The organism is Arthrobacter sp. zg-Y916, assembly GCF_020907385.1.
Lineage (GTDB): Bacteria > Actinomycetota > Actinomycetes > Actinomycetales > Micrococcaceae > Arthrobacter_B > Arthrobacter_B caoxuetaonis.
The window spans coordinates 90,130-107,472 of record NZ_JAJJOD010000007.1; the positions used below are offsets into that span (position 1 = coordinate 90,130).

Annotated in this window: 14 protein-coding genes; 4 read left to right on the forward strand and 10 right to left on the reverse strand. The window is 66.3% G+C overall.

Annotated features, from left to right (window positions below; all coding sequences use genetic code 11):
- Positions 1-51: 51 nt before the first annotated feature.
- Both LOC59_RS12400 and LOC59_RS12405 read right to left on the reverse strand, forming a co-directional pair.
- Positions 52-1,683, reverse strand: coding sequence for a DNA/RNA helicase domain-containing protein (locus LOC59_RS12400; protein ID WP_331460456.1), 1,632 nt, complete (start codon positions 1,681-1,683; stop codon positions 52-54).
- An 88-nt stretch (positions 1,684-1,771) separates the two neighbouring features.
- Positions 1,772-2,092: a MazG-like family protein gene (locus tag LOC59_RS12405; protein WP_229972280.1), complete on the reverse strand. Its 321-nt coding sequence runs from the start codon at positions 2,090-2,092 to the stop codon at positions 1,772-1,774.
- Positions 2,093-2,472: 380 nt separating this feature from the next.
- Between LOC59_RS12405 and mdlC the strand changes: the two genes are divergently transcribed.
- A complete protein-coding gene (gene mdlC, locus LOC59_RS12410) occupies positions 2,473-4,068 on the forward strand; it encodes a benzoylformate decarboxylase (protein ID WP_229972282.1) in 1,596 nt (531 codons plus the stop codon).
- A gap of 33 nt (positions 4,069-4,101) precedes the next feature.
- The gene (locus LOC59_RS12415; RefSeq protein WP_229972284.1) at positions 4,102-5,253 is read left to right on the forward strand and encodes a mandelate racemase/muconate lactonizing enzyme family protein; all 1,152 of its coding nucleotides are present in this window, start codon (positions 4,102-4,104) and stop codon (positions 5,251-5,253) included.
- Positions 5,254-5,263: 10 nt separating this feature from the next.
- Here the strand turns inward: LOC59_RS12415 and LOC59_RS12420 are convergent, their stop codons facing one another.
- The 7 genes from LOC59_RS12420 to LOC59_RS12450 are packed head-to-tail and all read right to left on the reverse strand — an operon-like array spanning position 5,264 to position 13,717.
- Positions 5,264-6,106 (reverse strand): serine hydrolase, encoded by an 843-nt coding sequence (locus tag LOC59_RS12420; RefSeq protein WP_229972286.1) that lies wholly within the window; start codon positions 6,104-6,106, stop codon positions 5,264-5,266.
- Between the two features lie 29 nt (positions 6,107-6,135).
- Positions 6,136-7,272, reverse strand: coding sequence for a serine hydrolase domain-containing protein (locus tag LOC59_RS12425; protein WP_229972288.1), 1,137 nt, complete (start codon positions 7,270-7,272; stop codon positions 6,136-6,138).
- Positions 7,273-7,277: 5 nt separating this feature from the next.
- Positions 7,278-8,201: a S66 peptidase family protein gene (locus LOC59_RS12430; protein WP_229972290.1), complete on the reverse strand. Its 924-nt coding sequence runs from the start codon at positions 8,199-8,201 to the stop codon at positions 7,278-7,280.
- Complete coding sequence (locus LOC59_RS12435) at positions 8,198-9,937, reverse strand: dipeptide ABC transporter ATP-binding protein (protein ID WP_229972292.1); 1,740 nt, start codon at positions 9,935-9,937, stop codon at positions 8,198-8,200. The genes LOC59_RS12430 and LOC59_RS12435 overlap by 4 nt, the downstream gene beginning before the upstream one ends.
- Positions 9,937-10,836 (reverse strand): ABC transporter permease, encoded by a 900-nt coding sequence (locus tag LOC59_RS12440; RefSeq protein WP_227895439.1) that lies wholly within the window; start codon positions 10,834-10,836, stop codon positions 9,937-9,939. The genes LOC59_RS12435 and LOC59_RS12440 overlap by 1 nt, the downstream gene beginning before the upstream one ends.
- Positions 10,833-11,873, reverse strand: coding sequence for an ABC transporter permease (locus LOC59_RS12445; protein ID WP_229972295.1), 1,041 nt, complete (start codon positions 11,871-11,873; stop codon positions 10,833-10,835). The genes LOC59_RS12440 and LOC59_RS12445 overlap by 4 nt, the downstream gene beginning before the upstream one ends.
- A gap of 2 nt (positions 11,874-11,875) precedes the next feature.
- On the reverse strand, positions 11,876-13,717 hold the full coding sequence (locus LOC59_RS12450) for an ABC transporter substrate-binding protein (RefSeq protein ID WP_229972297.1): 1,842 nt from the start codon (positions 13,715-13,717) through the stop codon (positions 11,876-11,878).
- 234 nt (positions 13,718-13,951) lie between these two features.
- On the opposite strand from LOC59_RS12450, the gene LOC59_RS12455 reads away from it, so the two are divergent.
- Together LOC59_RS12455 and LOC59_RS12460 are read left to right on the forward strand one after the other, a co-directional pair.
- A complete protein-coding gene (locus LOC59_RS12455) occupies positions 13,952-15,262 on the forward strand; it encodes a M20/M25/M40 family metallo-hydrolase (protein ID WP_229972299.1) in 1,311 nt (436 codons plus the stop codon).
- Positions 15,255-16,817, forward strand: coding sequence for a serine hydrolase domain-containing protein (locus tag LOC59_RS12460; protein ID WP_229972301.1), 1,563 nt, complete (start codon positions 15,255-15,257; stop codon positions 16,815-16,817). The genes LOC59_RS12455 and LOC59_RS12460 overlap by 8 nt, the downstream gene beginning before the upstream one ends.
- Positions 16,818-16,860: 43 nt before the next feature.
- Here LOC59_RS12460 and LOC59_RS12465 read toward each other — a convergent pair whose 3' ends face one another.
- Positions 16,861-17,334 carry a hypothetical protein gene (locus LOC59_RS12465; RefSeq protein ID WP_229972303.1) on the reverse strand — a complete coding sequence of 158 codons (474 nt, stop codon included), beginning with the start codon at positions 17,332-17,334 and terminating at the stop codon, positions 16,861-16,863.
- Positions 17,335-17,343: the final 9 nt, after the last annotated feature.

Below are 17,343 nucleotides of genomic sequence, written 5' to 3' on the forward strand. Positions count from 1 at the left end.
CAAAATGCCGCCTTACTGCAGCGCATGCAAAGGAACCTTCCCCGGCGTCCTTCAGGCAACATCGGCGTCGAAGTAATACCTCAGGTGCTCGCGCAGCGCGGGGTCACAGACATACACGTAGGTGCCTAAGATTCCCCGGGTGAGAAGCACCGCGTAGATATTCCTCACGTAGTGAAGGATGTCTTCATCGTCGTAGGTGATGCTCCGCTTGGAGTTGTTTTCGCGTCCTTTTACGTCGAAGTACTTGGAGCGGTCAAAAACTGTCCTACCACTATTAGGGTCGTATCGAAGGTCCTCCCCGATGATGACCCCCGCATAGTTCAAGTCGTACCCCTGAACGGTATGAATTGACCCAACCTCGTATTCAGAACCGGGGCGATTGATCCAGTCTCTCTGTGTAGAGTTCCAGCGAAGTTTCTCCCCATCTATCTCGATATCAAACGCAGCCTTGTCGGTTTTACTTCGCCACGGCCACGCATAGCCTGCGACCATACGAGACAATCCGTACTCGCCGTCTCGCCGAATTACTTCACGCTTCATTGTCCCCAAATCGGAGAAGAAACGCAGATCGTATCCATCAAAACGTTCCGCAGACTGGGGTGGGGCACTGCTGAGGATCGCGCGTACATAACCAACGTAATCCTGGTCTGCAGATATCCTCATTTGCGAACGCAAACGGTATATGCGGCCGCCAGCTGACGCTTCCTCTAGAAGGGATGCGGTCAAGGCTGCGGGAAGATCTGCCGGCCGTACGGTCTGTCCGACATCAAGCATGAGGATATTGGTCTTACTCTGCCGTCGAATCCAGTCCAACTGTGTGAAGTCAGGATCATCTCTGCCAAAGAGTCTTTGGTTGATTTCCGCAAACTTCTTGTTGAGAGTGCCGGAGGCCTGGTTTGCTCGTTGATTCAGGCGGTGGGCCTCATCAACGATAAGCAGGTCGAAGGGCTCCTTGCTTTCACCGACCTCGAACGGCGTCAGTACCAAATTCTTATGGAGCCCAGGCGTAAGAGCGAACACTCTCGCAATGGAATCGCGAAGTGATTGCTGAGGTACTACCAGCCCGATTCTTAAGGAGTTCAGCAGCTCGGCATGACCCGCAGTGAAAAAATCGCTGAAAATGGAATCATGGTCGAGCGGATCCTTCGGGTCGTGGCCTGCTATGTCCTTCAGCAGCTTTATAAGATAGATCGCTACGACCGTTTTGCCCGTTCCCGGAAGACCCTGCACTACTACGGTATTGGGTCGGTTTTGTTCAAGATCTTCGAAGAGTCCTTCCAGAATATCTTCGACGGCCAGAGCCTGATCATGGTTGAGCGCCTTGAAAGGTGACAGCTTGAACAGGTCGCTGTTGATTATTTCGGGAAGGGTGCGCTGAAACAGATGCTCCTGTGAGCGAAGCATTTCAAACACCTGATCGAATGTTTCCTTGTAGGTGCCTCGGTCGTAGTAGTCAGCATCGGTGATGCCGGCGTTGTGGTTAAGCACTTTCAGTCGGCCCTCGCCTGAGAACATTCGGATCAGAAATGATTCGAGGTCCAGGCACGCGGACTTGTTGAAGGTTGAATCCAGGACGACACGTGCCCATTTGAGCCGTCGTTTGTCCGCGGAGGCGAGGTGTTGCCGCATCCGTCCTTCCGCATTGAGCGATTCCCCCACGTAGACTTCAGTGTCGTTGTTCATTACGTACACAACGGGCCAGTTCCGGTGCAGGGGGTCTGCCTCTCCCCATGTTCGCACTTCGTCGGACTCGAGTGGGAACCGTTCCAACCTAAAGCCGGTCATATTTCTCACTTCTGCCACGGGATTTGGCGACGGGGTACTTCTCCCGGGTCGTCGCGAGCTTTTCCATCACTATGTTGGCGGGATCAAGGTCTAGACGGTCAGCTAGCAGCAAACAGTAAGTCAGTACGTCCGCCAACTCTTCTTTGGCAGACGGCAAATCGGCCCCGCCCCACTGGAAACATTCGAGGAGCTCGGCGGATTCAATACTGATACTTTTCGCAAGGTTCTCAGGGGTATGAAATTGCGCCCATTCCCGCTCCCTCACAAACTCTCTCAGAGCGATGAGTACCGCTTTCTCGTCATGCATCCTTAGAATTTATCAGCACCCGTGCCCCTCCAAGGCTTCCCACTCGCCGACTGTCATTTGATAACCCTGCGCTGGCCTCACGCAGGCTCCACCAGCTCTCGCTTTACACTTCCGCTAAACTCCCTACCGCCGCCGCCCCTTCGCATCCACCCGTTTCTCTTCCAAATACCCCCCTTTCCACTGCTCAGCAGCAACAACGACCCACTCTCCGGGGCGTAACACCAGCCACATGTGACCTACGACTCATGCAAGAATGTGATGGCAAGAACGCAAAGGAGCCCCAGGGGTTTTCTGGACTCACCCCTGCGTTCTAAACCAGTGCAGGATCCAGACCGTGAAGGACCCGCCACGCAGCTGGCACCGCATTCTCGAGGAGAGACTTGATCAACGAAGAAACTACCGTCCTGCAGGCATCTGCGAACGTGTTCCGGGCCCACGGGATGACCACCATCTTCGGCAACCCGGGATCCAACGAACTGCCTTTCTTGGCCGGGCTGGGCAAGGATTTCACGTTCGTCCTGGGCCTGCACGAGCAGGTAGTCGTGGGGATGGCAGAGGGATACGCCCGGGTGACGGGCCAACCGGTCCTGGTCAACCTGCACGCTGCCTCCGGAACCGGAAACGCTATGGGTGCTTTGACGAACGCGCACTACGCGCATGTTCCGCTGGTCCTGCTCGCCGGCCAGCAGGTTCGCCGCACAGTGGGACAAGAGACCATGCTCGCGAACGTGGATGCCGGCATGCTGACGTATCCCCTCACCAAATACACCCATGAGCCGCTCGCGGCGACTGATGTTCCCCGCACCCTGTCGCAGGCCGTGCTGGAGGCCACCACTCATCCGCAGGGTCCGGTCTACGTCTCCGTCCCCCTGGATGACTGGGGCCAGCCGGCTCTTCCTGACGACGAACTGCTCACCTCCCGGTCTGTGACCGTCGCCGGCGGCCTCCCCGCTGAGCTGGCCGATGAGCTCGTGAGCGCCGTCGATCAGGCCCAGAACCCGGCACTGGTGCTCGGGCCGCAGGTGGACGCAGCGGCCATCAGGGATCCGGAGGTTTACTCCCAGGTGGTGCGCCTGGCCGAGCACCTCAATGCCACCGTCTATATCGCCCCGTCCCCTCCCCGTGGCCCCTTCCCCACCACTCATCCCAACTTCGGCGGAGTGATGGTTCCCGGCATCGATTCCGTCCGGCGCCAGCTCTCCGGCCATGACACCGTGCTGGTGCTCGGAGCCCCCGTCTTCCGCTATCACCGCTGGGAGCCCTCGAACTACCTCGATCCCGGAACGCAGGTCTGGCAGCTGACCCAGGACCCGTCCGAAGCCACCCGCGCACCCTTTGGCCGCGCCATAGTTGCAGACATAGCTGCGGCCGTCGCCGTCCTGGCCGACAATGTGCAGGACCGGGGAATCCGGCGGCCGGCCCGTGAGCTGCCTGCGGCAGCCACCTCGGCGAACGGAATGACGGGTACCGAAATCCTGGAGGTCCTGAACGAACAGGTCCGCGACGACGTCGTCTACGTCAACGAGACCACCACCCTGGACCTGGAATACCTGGAACGGGTCGCCATGGACCGCCCGGGGATGTACCACTTTCCCGCGTCGGGCGGTCTTGGATTCGGGCTCCCGGCTGCTGTGGGCGTAGCACTGGCTAAGCCGGACATGACCGTCGTGGCCACGGTTGGGGACGGCTCCGCCAACTATGGAATCAGCGCCCTCTACACGGCGGCGCAGCACGGAACGCGGACGGTCTTCGTCATCGTCAATAACTCCGGCTACGGTGCGCTGGCAGGATTCGCCCAACGCATGGGCGTTCCGGACGTGCCGGGGCTGACGCTCGGCGGCATAGATTTTGTGTCCCTGGCCGAGGGATACGGCGTTCCGGCAACCCGCACCGCGACCCGGGAAGAGTTTGCAGCTGCGTACCGGAAGGCTCTGGAAGCCGACGGCCCCGTGCTGATCGAGGCGCGGGTCGTCTAAGACGGGCCCGGCACCAGCAGGAGCACAGCAGTTATGGCCACGATCACCGCCTTGGACCTGCACCCCCTCAGCCTCCCGCTGACCGGCACCTTCAGCACCGCCGTCCGGACGTCCTCCGTCCTGGAAACAGTGCTGTTCCGGCTGCAGGACTCGGATGGACGCAGCGGATGGGGCGAGACACCGGTCAGCCGGGTGACCGGGGTCAGCACCGCAGAGGTGCTGACCCGGGCACGGCAGGACCTCGCTCCCCTGGTGATCGGCCGGCCCGTCAGCGAGCTGGACAGCCTCGTGCGCCGCATCGCTGCAGCTCCGGTGCCGTCCGCGGTACGGATGGGACTCGACTGCGCCCTGCATGACCTGGCGGCGGTAACCGTTGGCCAGCCCCTGCACCGGTTCCTGGCAGCCACGTATCCGCAGGTCGCCGGGTCGAAGCTGGAAGACACCGTTCTCACGGACATGACCCTCTCCGCCGCGGAACCTGAGGCTCTGGCCGATGCAGCCACCGGATGGGTGCAGAAAGGTTTTCGCTGCCTGAAGGTCAAGCTCCGCGCCGACCTGGACGCCGTGGCAGGGCTGACTGCTGTCCGCGCTGCGGTGGGCCCGGACGTGCGGCTGCGGGTCGACGCGAACCAAGCCTATTCACCGGACGAGGCAGTGCGGGTCCTGAACGCCATGGCCGACGCCGGAGTCGGGCTGGAGCTGGCTGAGCAGCCGGTGGCCGCAGGGAACTGGGCCGGGCTGGCCCGGGTGCGGGCCGCCGTCGACGTGCCCGTCATGGCCGACGAATCCGTCCAGGGCGAGCGGGACCTGGAACCCCTGCTGCAACACCGTGCGGCGGCGCTGGTGAACCTCAAACTGGCCAAGGCAGGCGGCATCTATCCCGCCGTCCGCCTGCTCGCCGCGGCCCGCGGGCACGGACTGGGCGTACTGGTCGGCTGCATGCTCGAAAGCACTGTAGGCGCCGGAGCCGGTGCTGCGCTGGCCGCAGCCGCGGGACTGGGCACGGGGTTCCCCGGGCGCAGCGGCCAGGACCTGGACGGCGGCCTGTGGCCCGCGGTGCCGGCGGTCGACGGCGGCGTCCGCTACGTCGGTCCCGTCCTGCACCTGCCGTCAGTTCCCGGACAGGGCATCACCGGCCTGCACACCGGGCTGGCCGCCGCCGGCATCCGCACCGATCCGGCCTAGCTGTACTGACCTAGCCGGCCGGCACCACGGCACTGAACTCGCTTCCTGCCACCGCAGCAGCCAGGCCGGCGACGGCGGCAAGCACCTCCTGGCCGGCATCCGCTTCGTAGCCGCGGGTGCAGATGGCCAACACCCACGCCCGCTCCAACGGCGCCTGCAGCAGAGTGCCGGCCGGGGCGAAGAACGCAACATCGTGGCTGATACCTGTCACCCAGCCGGACTTGCTGCCCTGGACCGTGTCCGGGGCAAGGCCGGCGGCAATCCAGGCGAACTCCTGCCGGGCCAGGAGGCCCAGCGCGAACTCCGTGGATTCCGGCCCCAGCGCCTTTCCGGAAATCAGTGCGTACATGGTGCGGGCCAGATCCGCCGCCGTCACCTGGTGGGTGAGCCCGGCCTCCAACGCGGCCAGGTCGCCGATATAGCGCTGCATGTACGACGACGCTGCACCGGCGCCGGCGAGGGTGCGGTTCACGGCGTCGAACCCGACCAGGTCCACGGCCATGTTCGTGGCCGCGTTCGAGGAGACAGTGATCATCCGGTCCAGCACGGCGGCCAGGGACATCTCGGTGCCCGCCGCCGGCATTCCCGGGTCTGTCTCATCGCCCGGGAAGCCGAACTCGCCGCCATCGGGCACGGCGCTGGAGAACGTGTCCCGAGCGGGAAACCTCATCTCCAGCGACAGCTCACCGCGGTCCACCGCCTGCAGTACCGCCAGCAGGACGGCCAGTTTGATGGTGCTGGCTGAATAGAACGCAGTGTCCGCGCCGCGGGAGGCCGCCGTGCCGCCGTCGGGGTTCAGCAGGCAAAACGCGATCTCGGGGGTGCCGTCGCTGTAATCGGATAGAACGGGCATGAACTCTCCTGGAGGGATGCATGGGGTTTCTAAGCCGCGGTGTAGACGGCCTCGCTGACCGCCTTCCGCAGCGGCGTAACGTCGGTCCCGTCGCGGGTGGGATGGACCCGGTTGGTCAGCAGGACCACGCTGAGCCGGCGCCCCCGGTCGGTCAGGAAGGAGGTGCCCGTGAAACCGTTGTGGCCGCGGGCGTCCGCGGCTTCCCCGCCCATCCAGCCGAGCTGGCCGATCCGCAGGCCCACGGACTGTCCGTATCCGACGCCGGTGCGGGCCGCCTCAGCGGCCGAGCCCAGCAGGCCGTCCAGCTGGTCCTCCCACAGCAGGTCTGCCAGCGGACCGGGCAGGAGCGCCGGGAACCCGCCGCGCAGCGCCTCGGCGAACCGCAGGACGCCGGAGGCGGTACCGAACAGTCCGGCGTTGGCAGCCGCCCCGCCCAGGGCGTGGGCGGATTCATCATGCACTTCCCCGCGGACCAGGGCGCGCCCGTCCGGCGAGCCGCATTCCGTGGCGGCGCAGTGCCCGGGGTCGGGCTGGAACGTGATGTCGCCGCCCAGCGCCAGGGGCTCCAGGACCAAATGTTCGACGAGCGTTTGCCAGGCCATGCCGGTGACGCTTTCCGCCAGCGCCATGGCGGTGTTGTATCCCACGCACGAGTAGCTGAAACCGGTACCGGGCTCCGCAACCAGCGGAACGGAGATCAGGGAGGCCAGCGCGGCCTGCCGGTCCGGCAGCGGCTCCCGCCAGCCATCCCAGGTGCCCGGCAGCCCCGAGGTATGCGTAAGCAGATGCCGCAGCGTCACGAGCTGCTTCCCCGCTTCGCTCCCCCGACTCCCTGTTTCGCTCCCCCGATACGGCGCAGCGAAAGCGGACAGCCGGGCGGCCACCGGCTCGTCCAGGTCCAGGAGCCCGTCCCGCACCAGCGCCAGGACGGCGACGGCGGAAAAGGGTTTGGTCACCGATGCGAGGTCGTACCAGGTCTGCGGGTCGGCCGGCACCTGCTCCGCTGCCGGCAGCGGCACGCCGTCGGCGCCGAAGCGCAGGGCCAGACCGGCGGAGAGCACAGGCAACGCTTCGCCGTCGAGCGATGCGGCGCACACTGCTGAGGGCGTCATGCCCTGCCCGACGGCGTCGTCGAGCAGGTCCTGCAGCTTTCCGGCCAGGTCCATGCCGGTCAGTCCAGGACCAGCTGCGGCTGCGGGCCTGCCGTCAGGGTGGCGGGGACGCCAAGCGGGATGCTGTGCGCGGCGGGACCGTGCCCGAAGCCCAGTTCCCAGACCAGCGGAATACCGAGCGGAGCCAGCACCTCGACGCACAGGGCCCGCACCTCGGCGAGGTCGCCGCACTCGGACCAGGAACCCAGCGCCAGGCCGGTGAGGCCGTCGAACCAGCCGGACCGCAGCAGGGTCTGCAGCAGCCCGTCCAGCCGGTACGGCTCTTCGGTGACATCCTCCAGCAGCCCGATCCGCCCGGTATTGTCCACCGGTTTCCGGGTTCGTGCACCGTTGAGCATGGCCAGCAGGGCCAGGTTGCCGCCGGTCAGGACCCCGTGGGCGGTGCCGGGCACCAGCGCCTCGGCTGCGGGGCCCGTGTACGACGTGCCTGCGTATGGTTCCAGCAGTGCCCGGTGCACGCCCGCGGCCGCCACCGGATCATCCAGGAACGCCCCGGTTGCCACCATCGGAGTGAACCAGGTGGCCAGGCCCAGCTCCTCGGCCCAAAACACATGCAGTGCCGTGATGTCCGAGGATCCCAGCAGCGGCTTCGGCCGGGCCGAGGCCAGTGCGGACACATCCAGCAGGTCCAATACCCGGACGGCGCCGTAGCCGCCGCGCACGCACAGGACGGCGTCCAGCGAGTCGTCGCACCAGGCGTCCTGCAGGTCACTGGCACGGTCCGCATCGCTGCCGGCCAGGTAGCCGGCACGGGGATGGTGGTCCAGCAGGTGCTTGCCCCGCACAGGTTCCAGGCCCCAGCCGCGCAGCACCTCCTCAGCCCGCTCCAGCTGTTCCGGCTTCGGCGGACCGCTGGGTGCCACCAGCCCAACCCGCGCTCCGGGAAGCAGCGGCCCCAGCTCCGGATGGGCCGCCCCGCTCACGCCGGTTCCCCAACGGCGGTATCTCCCGCGGCCAGTTCCCCAACGGCGGCCGGTTCCCCGACGGCGGCTGGGTCCCCTCCAGCTCCGTCCCCTCCGGCGAGGCCGTTCGCGGTGGGCACCACGCTCAGCAGCCGGCGGGTGTATTCGTGCTGCGGATCCAGCAGGACCTGCTCCACCGGGCCTTCCTCCACAATCCTGCCCTGGTACATGACCACCACCCGGTCCGCGATGTTCCACGCCAGGCCCAGGTCATGGGTGATGACCAGCGCTCCGAGCCCCAGCTCGGAGCGCAGCCGCAGCAGCAGGGCCAGGATTTCCGCCCGGACCGAGGCATCCAGGCTGGCCACCGGCTCATCGGCGACCAGGAACTCCGGGTCCAGGGCCAGCGCCCCGGCAATCACTACGCGCTGGCGCTGCCCGCCGGACAGCTCCTGCGGCAGGGCCGGACCGAACCGCTCCGCCGGGCTGAGCTCCGCCTTGGCCAGCGCGGCGGCCACCAGCTGTACCTCGTCGCCGGGCAGTTTGTGCAGCCGCGGCCCCTCAGCCACCGACTCGTACACTGTGTGCTTGGGGTTCAGCGCGGCGGTGGGATCCTGCAGCACGAACTGCACCGCCCGCCGGTAGGCCTTCAACGCACGCCGGCGGTGCGGCAGCGGGCTGCCGTCAAAGAGCAGTTCACCGCCGGTCGGTTTCTGCAGGCCCAGCAGTGTACGCGCCAGCGTCGTTTTCCCGGACCCGGATTGGCCGACCAGGGCCACGATTTCCCCGCGGCGGCAGGCGATGCTCACGCCGTCGACAGCTTTGACCGTCCCCGCGCCGCGTCCGGCGAAACTCACCGAGACGTTCCGGGCCTCCAGGACGGGCGCCGCGTCCGGATCCGGGACCCCCGGTTCGGCGGCATAACCGGGCAGGCGCAGGCGGGACGCCGGGTCCCCGATGGTGGGGAACGCTGCGGCCAGGGCCTGGGTGTGGGGATGCTGCGGTGCGTGCATGACCGAGGCCGCCGGGCCCTCCTCCACGATCCGGCCGTTCTGCATCACCGCGATCCGCTCACAGGTCGACGCGAGCACGGACAGGTCGTGGCTGATCATCACCAGCGACAGGCCGCGGCTGGCCACCAGCCCGGTGAGCACCTGCAGCACCTGGTCCTGGACAATCACGTCCAGGGCGGTGGTGGGCTCGTCGGCGATGATCAGTTCCGGCTCGCAGGCCAGGGCCATGGCGATCATGACGCGCTGCTTCTGTCCGCCGGAGAGTTCGTGCGGATAGGACGCCGCCTTCGCCTGGGGCAGATCGACCAGGCCGAGCAGTTCCGTCACCCGCGCCCGGCGGGCCTTCTCCTCGCGGTAGGCCGGATCCAGGTCGCGGGCATGGATGCGCAGCGCCTCCTCGATCTGGTCTCCAATGCGCTGTACCGGGTTCAGTGAGTGCATGGCACCCTGGAACACGACGGCGGCGGAGGTCCAGCGCACGGCACGCAGCCGGCCCCAGCTCAGTTCCGAAACGTCCTCCTCGCCGAGCATGATCCGCCCCTCTATCCGCGCGTTGGACGGAAGCAGGCGGAGCACGGACATGGCCAGGGTGGACTTGCCGCAGCCGGATTCGCCGGCCAGGCCCAGGGTGGAACCTGGCTCGAGGACCAGGGATACGCCGTCGACGGCCACCAGATCGCGGGGACCTTCCTCGCTGCGGATCGTGTAGGTCACGCGGATATCTTCAAAAGCCAGCCGGGGCATCAGCGTCCTCGCAGGGTGGGGTTGACTACGGATTCCAGGGCACGGCCCACCAGGGTGAAGCAGAGCACGACGATCACGATCGCCACACCGGGCGGGAGCACGAACCACCAGAACCCGGCGGTTGCAGCGCCCGTGTCCAAGGCGGATTTCAGCATGGTCCCCCAGGAGATGCTGGTCGAATCCCCCAGGCCCAGGAAACTCAGCGTTGACTCGGCGATGATCGCCGAACCCACGGTCAGGGTGGTGTTGGCCAGCACCAGCGGCAGCACCGCCGGCAGCACGTGCCGGCCAATGATGTGCGCGTCGCCGGCACCAAGTGCCCAGGAACGGTCAATGTACGGCCGGGACTCGATGGTCAGGGTCTGCGCCCGGACCAGCCGGGCCGTCGACGCCCAGGAGGTGATGCCGATGGCCGCGACGATGGTGATGACGCCGGCGCCCAGGATGCTGGAGAGGACGATTGCCAGCACCAGGGAGGGAACCACCAGGAAGAAATCGATGATCCTCATGAGGACTGCCTGGATGGCTCCGGAGAAGTGTCCGGCCGCCATCCCGACGACGGTGCCGATCACCATGGACACGGCCGTTGCGGCGAAGCCGACGACCAGGGAGACCCGGGCTCCCCACAGCAGCATGGCCAGCACGCTGCGCCCGGACGGGTCGGTGCCCAGAGGGTTGGCCAGCGACGGCGGCTCGTTCTGCAGGGAATCGAGCCGGGTGACGTCGAGGGTTGATTCCGGTGCCAGCACCGGAGCCAGCAGCGCCAGCGCCACCACAATGAGCAGGACAATCATCCCGCTGAGTCCGGCCTTGTTGCTGCGGAACTGTGTCCAGCCTGCGGCGGCGGAGGCGCGGCGCCGCGCCCATGCCGCCCGCGAGGCGGTGCGGGTTGCGTTCATGAGGCCCTCAATCGCGGATCGAGCACGCGGTAAAGCAGGTCCGCGGCGAAGTTCATCAGGATGACGATCGAGGAAAAGACCACGAATGTCCCCTGCAGGAGCGGGAAGTCCGGCGCGGAGAGGGCCTGGAAGGTCAGATAGCCGAGCCCCGGCCAGGAAAACACGGTTTCCACGGTGACCGCTCCGCCGATCAGCCCTCCCAAGGTCAGGAAAATCAGCGTGACGGCGGGCAGGAGTGCGTTGGGCACTGCGTGGCGGCGGCGGACGTCGTCTTCCCGCAGCCCCTTGGCCCGCGCTGTGGTCAGGTAATCGGAGGTCATCTCCTCCAGCAGCGACGCCCTCATCACCATGAGGTACTGGGCGTAGACCACGGCCACCATGGTCGCCACCGGCAGAACCATGTGGTGGCCGATATCCAGGATCCGTTCCAGCCCGCCGGCACTGCTCCCGGCGGTGACCATGCCGCCCGTGGGGAACCAGTTCAGGGTCCCGGCGAAGAGCAGCAGCAGCAACAGCCCGAGCCAGAACGTCGGCACCGACCAGAAGATCAGCGCCAGCCCGGTCTGGGTCTTGTCGAACAGGCTGCCGCGGCGCCACGCTGCCTTCTGCCCGAGCCACAGCCCGAGCACCACCGAAATCAGCGCAGCGGTTCCGGTCAGCAGCAGGGTGGGGCCCAGGCGGTCGCCGATCAGTTCCAGCACCGGCCTGTTGTACGTGTAGGACTCCCCGAGCTTCCCCTGGAACAGGTCGGTGAGGTACCGCCAGAACTGGCCTAACAGGGGCTGGTCCAGGCCGTAGTCACGGCGCAGGATGTCCATTTGTTCGGCAGTGACCTGCCGGCCGTCCGCGAGGGAACGGACCGGGTCTCCCGGCAGGATCCTAAAGGCGAAGAACCCGAGGACCACCACCATGATGAGGGAGACGGCCGCCCCGCCCGCCTTGACGCCGATGTAATGCAGCCAGGAGGAATTCCTTCGCTGGTTGTCGGTGTCTTGGCGGGCGGGGGTCAGGTCCTGCTCGCTGAGCGCTTCTGCCACAGCTACTCGCGGTCGTCCGCGGTGGCGGAGCGGCGGCGGGTCAGCAGGAAGGCCACGAGTCCCGCCACGAGAACAGCTCCGCCAACACCGATGAACATTCCGGTGTTGCTGCCGTCGTCCGTCACGACGCCGGCTTCATCCAGCTCACCTGCCGGAGTGGCCTGGTAGTAGCTCCACGGGCCGTTCTGGCTGGTGATGACGCCGCCCTCTGCCGGCTGGGTGACAAACGGCTCCCAGCGGTCCGAGCGGTAGGCCTCAAGGCTGTTGGCGTAGTAAAGGACTTTGTTTACGGCGGCGTTGTAGATCATTTCCTGTGCCTGGGCCACCAGCTCGCTGCGCTTTTCCTGGTCCAGTTCGGCGTGCTGGGCTTTGTACAGTTCATCGAACGCCGGATCGCAGTAATTGTTCTCCGACGTCGCGCCGGTGCCGTCTGCATTCGGGCGCGAGCTGCACTGGTTGATGGACAGCTGGAAATCCGGATCCGGACCGATTCCCCAGCCCGTGAAGTAGAGATCGTAGTTGCCGACGGTGGAATCATCATTCACCTGGGCGGGAGCCTTCATTTCCACGGAAACGTCAATGCCGATTTCCTTGAGCCAGGGTTTGACGTAATCGGCCATCTGCTGGTGGGTCGGATCAGAGTTGCGGCCCATCAGGCGCATGGACAGTGCGTTGCCGTCCTTGTCCAGGCGGACGCCGTCGGGACCCATTTCGTATCCGGCCTCGTCCAGCAGCTTGTTGGCGGCGTCCGGGTCATAGGCCAGCGGCAGCTCATCGGTATCCCAGTGGTAGAGCGGGTAAGTCATGGGAATCTCACCCGTGGCCTTGTCCCCCAGTCCCTGCAGGACCTTCTCCAGCAGGGTGTCGCTGTCGATGGCCAGGGCCACGGCCCGGCGCACCTGCACGTCCTGCAGTGCCGGATGTCCGTCGCCCATCGGGGTGCCGTCTGGGGTCTGGGCGCCGGGATTGATGCCGATTGCCTGGTAGCGGCGCCCGGTGCCGGCGTTGGTGGTGATGTTCGGCTCGTTCTCGAGTGCCTGGTACTGGGCCGGTGTGAGGCCGCTGACAATGTCGATCTCTCCGGTGCGCAGCGCCTGCACGGCGGCGTCGGAGTTCTTGTACGGAATCCAGGTGACACCGGAGATCTTCGCGGCTCCGCGCCAGTAGTTCGGGTTGGTGGTCATGGTGACGCCGGCCGACTTGTCGTAGTTGTCCACCACGAACGGCCCCGATCCCACCGTGTCCTTGTCATTGGCGTAACCGGCCGGATCGTCCAGCTCGGACCACACATGCTCGGGGACGATCGGCAGCTCGGTGCCGGGGTTGACGGCCTGGGCCTCGCTCAGGGTGATCACCAGGGTGGTGTCATCCTCGGCTTCGACCGATTCCACACTGCTCAGCACTGAGCCGTTGGCCTGCTTCAGGTCATCGTTTTCCATAATGGCGTTAAAGGTCCACTCCGCGTCTTCGGCGGTGATCGGCTCGCCGTCGGACCACTGCCGTCCCTCGGGGATGCTGAAGGTCCAGACAGTCCCGTCCTCGGAGGTCTCCCAGCTCTCGGCCATCCCCGGGATTTCCTCGTTCGCTTCCGCACCGTAGGCAACAAGCGGCTCGTACTGCAGGCGCAGCACGTTCGAGCTCGTGGCGAGGATGGAAATGAAGGGGTTCAGGGTGTCAATGTCCCCGGTGAGGGCGAGCTTGAGCATCGGCGCGTTGTCCTCGGCGGCGACTGCCGGTACCGCCGCGGCCACGGGGACGGCAAGTGCTGCCGCCAGCCCCAGGGCGGCTGCGACGGAGGAAGAACGGAAGCGGTGCCTCGGCGGGCGCGGGATATACGGCTGCAATTTACGTTTTCCTCCGTAACAGGCTGGACTTATGCCAGCGGAAATATGCAAACAAATGTAAACACGTATCTACGGTCCCAGTTTCGGGCATAGCGTAATCTGCGGCCGGCAATCCGGTGAGGAATTCGATCGCGTGGAAATCGCTGCTTGAACACTAATTACTGAAGGTTCCCGAATCAACAGATTTTTTTACCTATTTTGGTTACTGTCTTGTAAACACCTGAAGGGAACCGCATGCACGATCCGGCAGAGCTCTGCGCAGAACTGATTCGCTTCGATACGTCCAACTACGGCGAGGGCAAGAGCAACGGAGAGCGGGAGGCTGCCCTGTGGATCGCGGCCCGGCTTTCAGCCGCGGGCTTGGATCCGGTGGTCCTGGGCCCCGAGGAAACCCGGCAGTCCGTGGTGGTGCGGGTGCCGGGCGTGCACCGCTCGCTTCCGGCACTGCTGGTGCACGCACACCTGGACGTTGTGCCGGCCGAACCGGAGCAGTGGAGCGTCCCGCCCTTTGAGGGACTGGTACGGGACGGCTGGATCTATGGACGCGGCGCCGCCGACATGAAAGACATGGCCGCCATGACCCTGGCCACCCTGCTGAACTGGGCCGAATCCGGCCAGCAGCCACTCCGCGACATCGTGGTCGCGTTCGTTGCCGACGAAGAGGACAAGGGCGCCTACGGCGCCGACTGGCTGGCCACTGAGCATCCCGAATTGTTCGCCGGGGTCGAGGCTGCGATCGGCGAATCCGGCGGCACTGCGACACTGCTTCCGGGAGCAGACGGCCGTACCCTCCGCCTCTACCCGGTGGGCGCCGGCGAGCGCGGCACCATGCACATCCGCGTCCGCGCAGAAGGTGTTTCCGGCCATGGCTCCCGTCCGGTTCCTGTCAACGCTGTGCAGAACCTGGTCTCCGCACTGCACCGCCTGGGCAATCACCAATGGCCGCAGGTGCTCGTCCCCGTGGTCCGCGCCTACATCGAGCAGACGACGGCGGCGCTTGGGTTCACTGCGGACCTGTCCAGCGAGGCTGGCGTGGAGGCGGCGATCGATGCCATGGGCGAGGCGGGACGGGTCGCGAGGGTGACCGTCCGCTGCTCGGCAACACCGACGGTTCTCCGCGCCGGATACAAGACGAACGTCATCCCCGGCCTGGCGGAAGCCGACGTCGATATCCGCTGTCTGCCCGGCACGGAAGAGGAAACTCTGGCTACGGTCAAGGAACTGCTGGGCCCGGACGTCAGCCTTCGCTTCCTGACCCGGGAGAGCCCGCTGCAGTCCCCGGTGGATTCCCCCTGGTTCGAGGCGATGCGCCAGGCCCTGGTGCGGCACGATCCGGAGGCGGTGGTGGTGCCTATGTGCATGGGCGGGGGCACCGACGCCAAAGCTTTTTCCCGCCTGGGTATCCAGTGCTACGGCTTTGCGCCGCTCACGGCCGACCCCGACGGGCGCATCCCCGAGGGCGTGCACGGAGTCGACGAACGGGTGCCGGTGGCCTCGGTGCGGGGCGGACAGAAGGTGCTGCAGGATTTCCTGGCCAATGTCTGACGACGTGCCCGGAGCTCCTTCGGCGGCGGGATCCGGCGGGCGGCCACCGGGAGAGGGAAGGTGGCCGAAAGCTGAGCTGGAAGCCCTGTTCCAGGCACGTTTCGAGGAGGGCATAGCCCCGGTGCTCGTGGCCGAAGTGACCCGCCCCGGCCGGCCACCGGTCCGGGTGCTGTGCGGCGCCGCCGACGCCGGGCACCTGCCCGATGAGCGGACGGCCTTCCGCATCGCTTCCTGCACCAAGAGCTTCACGGCTGCGGCAGCGCTGGTACTGCGGCGCTCCGGCCGGTTGGACCTGGCCACGGACATCCGCGAGTGGCTTCCGGAGCTTCGGTTCACCGGTGCGTTTGCCGCAGCCGGTCCAGTCACTGTCCGGCACCTGCTCACCATGTCTTCGGGCCTGCCCGAGGACGACCCCTGGGCAGACCGGCAGGAGTCCATGCCGGCGGAACAGTTCGACGAACTGCTGGCCGGGGGAATCCGTCTGGCTTCTGCTCCCGGTGACCGCTTCCGCTACTCAAACCTCGGCTACGCCCTGCTGGGACGGATCCTTGAGAGGGCCTCGGGAACGGACTACAGAACCCTGGTGACCGGCAGCCTGCTGCGTCCGCTGGGCCTGGCCGACACCGCCTTCTCCGCCTCCGAACTGTCCGTCCCCGCCGTGCGCGGCTACCGGCGTGCGCCCGTTGGCTGGCAGCAGCTGCCCTTCTCCGGCCCCGGGATGTTCTCGCCCATTGGCGGCCTCTTTTCCACGCTGCGGGACCTGCACCGGTGGGCAGCTTGGCTGGCCGCGGGCCCCGCCCATGCTGCCGATCCGTCAGCTGCCGGGCCGCTGGCCGCAGGCGCGCTGTCCGCCGGGCCGCTTGCCGCAGGCCCGCTGGATCTTGCTGACCGGGCAGAGATGCAGCGGATCCACCGTCCGGTACCGCTGCGCCCGCAGGACCTGCCCGGCACCCGCCGCGGCTACGGCTTCGGCCTCAACATCCTGGAGCATCCGGCCGCGGGGTGGATCGTCTCCCATTCCGGCGGCTATCCCGGATCCAGTGCGCACATGCGCTGGCATCCGGAGACCGGCACCATAGCCCTGGGCCTCGAGAACGCCACCTACTCCCGCATCGGGGAAGCCGTGACCCGTGCCCTGGACACCGCTCTCGGGATTGCTCCGCAGGCACCCGCAGATCCACCGCCTGCAGCGGACAGTGGAGAACAGCCCGACGCCGCAACCTGGCCGGAACTGCATGCTGCCCGGGAAGCCTTGACCACCTGGCTGTCCAGCCCCACGGACGAGTCCGAGCAGGCGCTCCGCGCCTGTTTTGCCCCAAACATGGATCAGGATCAGCCCTGGGAGGAGCGTCGCGCGGACTGGCTGCGGCTGCGCGCTGACGCCGGGCCCCTGCATCCCGAAAAAACACGCACCGCCGGCGGGGAGGCACCCGCCGAACTTCGCTGGATTGTGCCCGGGCAGCGGGGCGACCTGTGCTGCCGAGCGCAGCTGAACCCCGTCGAAGTGCCGCAGGTGCAGCGGATGGACATTACAGCGGCATCCGGGAACCTCTGACCGAAGGGTGCCGGCGCCGGCTCTTCCCCAAGGCCTTTCCTATCTAGGACCGCACCCCACGCCGGAACGCCGCCGCTTGCACGGTGAGCAGGGTGAAGGCCCCGAGCAGTCCGAAGAGGAAGAGGAACGGGCCCATGAAATTGAGGTTCATCGCGATAGCGGTCGAGCTTTCGGTGAGCAGGTTGCCCGAGGAGTCGTAGAGCATCTGTGACGCCGGGAGAGTTCCCGTGAGCCATGCCAGGCCGGCCGCCAGGAACAGGCCAACCAGGACCCAGGCTGCGATCAGTGGGACGTTGACCCGTTGCCGGACCGGGGCCTGGGCCAGCGGCGTCCTGTCCCCTGCCGGTTCGCCGAGGTACTCCGTGGCATCCCCGCGTGCCGGATCTGCGAAACGGTCCGTGTGTTCCCCAGGCCGGGAACCGTCATCGACAACCTGCACAGCGTCCTGCGTCTGGCCGTCAACCGGCCGCCGATAAAGGTCATGATCCGCCCCGGAGGCGTGTGTTGGATTCCCCATGCGGCGAGC

Excerpts from the sequence above, each read along its gene's own strand:
- LOC59_RS12455 (WP_229972299.1), top strand. The coding sequence starts at position 13,952 with ATGCACGATCCGGCAGAGCTCTGCGCAGAACTGATTCGCTTCGATACG.
- LOC59_RS12405 (WP_229972280.1), bottom strand. The coding sequence starts at position 2,092 with ATGCATGACGAGAAAGCGGTACTCATCGCTCTGAGAGAGTTTGTGAGG.
- LOC59_RS12435 (WP_229972292.1), bottom strand. The coding sequence starts at position 9,937 with ATGCCCCGGCTGGCTTTTGAAGATATCCGCGTGACCTACACGATCCGC.
- LOC59_RS12460 (WP_229972301.1), top strand. The coding sequence starts at position 15,255 with ATGTCTGACGACGTGCCCGGAGCTCCTTCGGCGGCGGGATCCGGCGGG.
- LOC59_RS12465 (WP_229972303.1), bottom strand. The coding sequence starts at position 17,334 with ATGGGGAATCCAACACACGCCTCCGGGGCGGATCATGACCTTTATCGG.
- LOC59_RS12425 (WP_229972288.1), bottom strand. The coding sequence starts at position 7,272 with ATGGACCTGGCCGGAAAGCTGCAGGACCTGCTCGACGACGCCGTCGGG.
- LOC59_RS12440 (WP_227895439.1), bottom strand. The coding sequence starts at position 10,836 with ATGAACGCAACCCGCACCGCCTCGCGGGCGGCATGGGCGCGGCGCCGC.
- LOC59_RS12420 (WP_229972286.1), bottom strand. The coding sequence starts at position 6,106 with ATGCCCGTTCTATCCGATTACAGCGACGGCACCCCCGAGATCGCGTTT.
- LOC59_RS12400 (WP_331460456.1), bottom strand. The coding sequence starts at position 1,683 with ATGAACAACGACACTGAAGTCTACGTGGGGGAATCGCTCAATGCGGAA.
- LOC59_RS12415 (WP_229972284.1), top strand. The coding sequence starts at position 4,102 with ATGGCCACGATCACCGCCTTGGACCTGCACCCCCTCAGCCTCCCGCTG.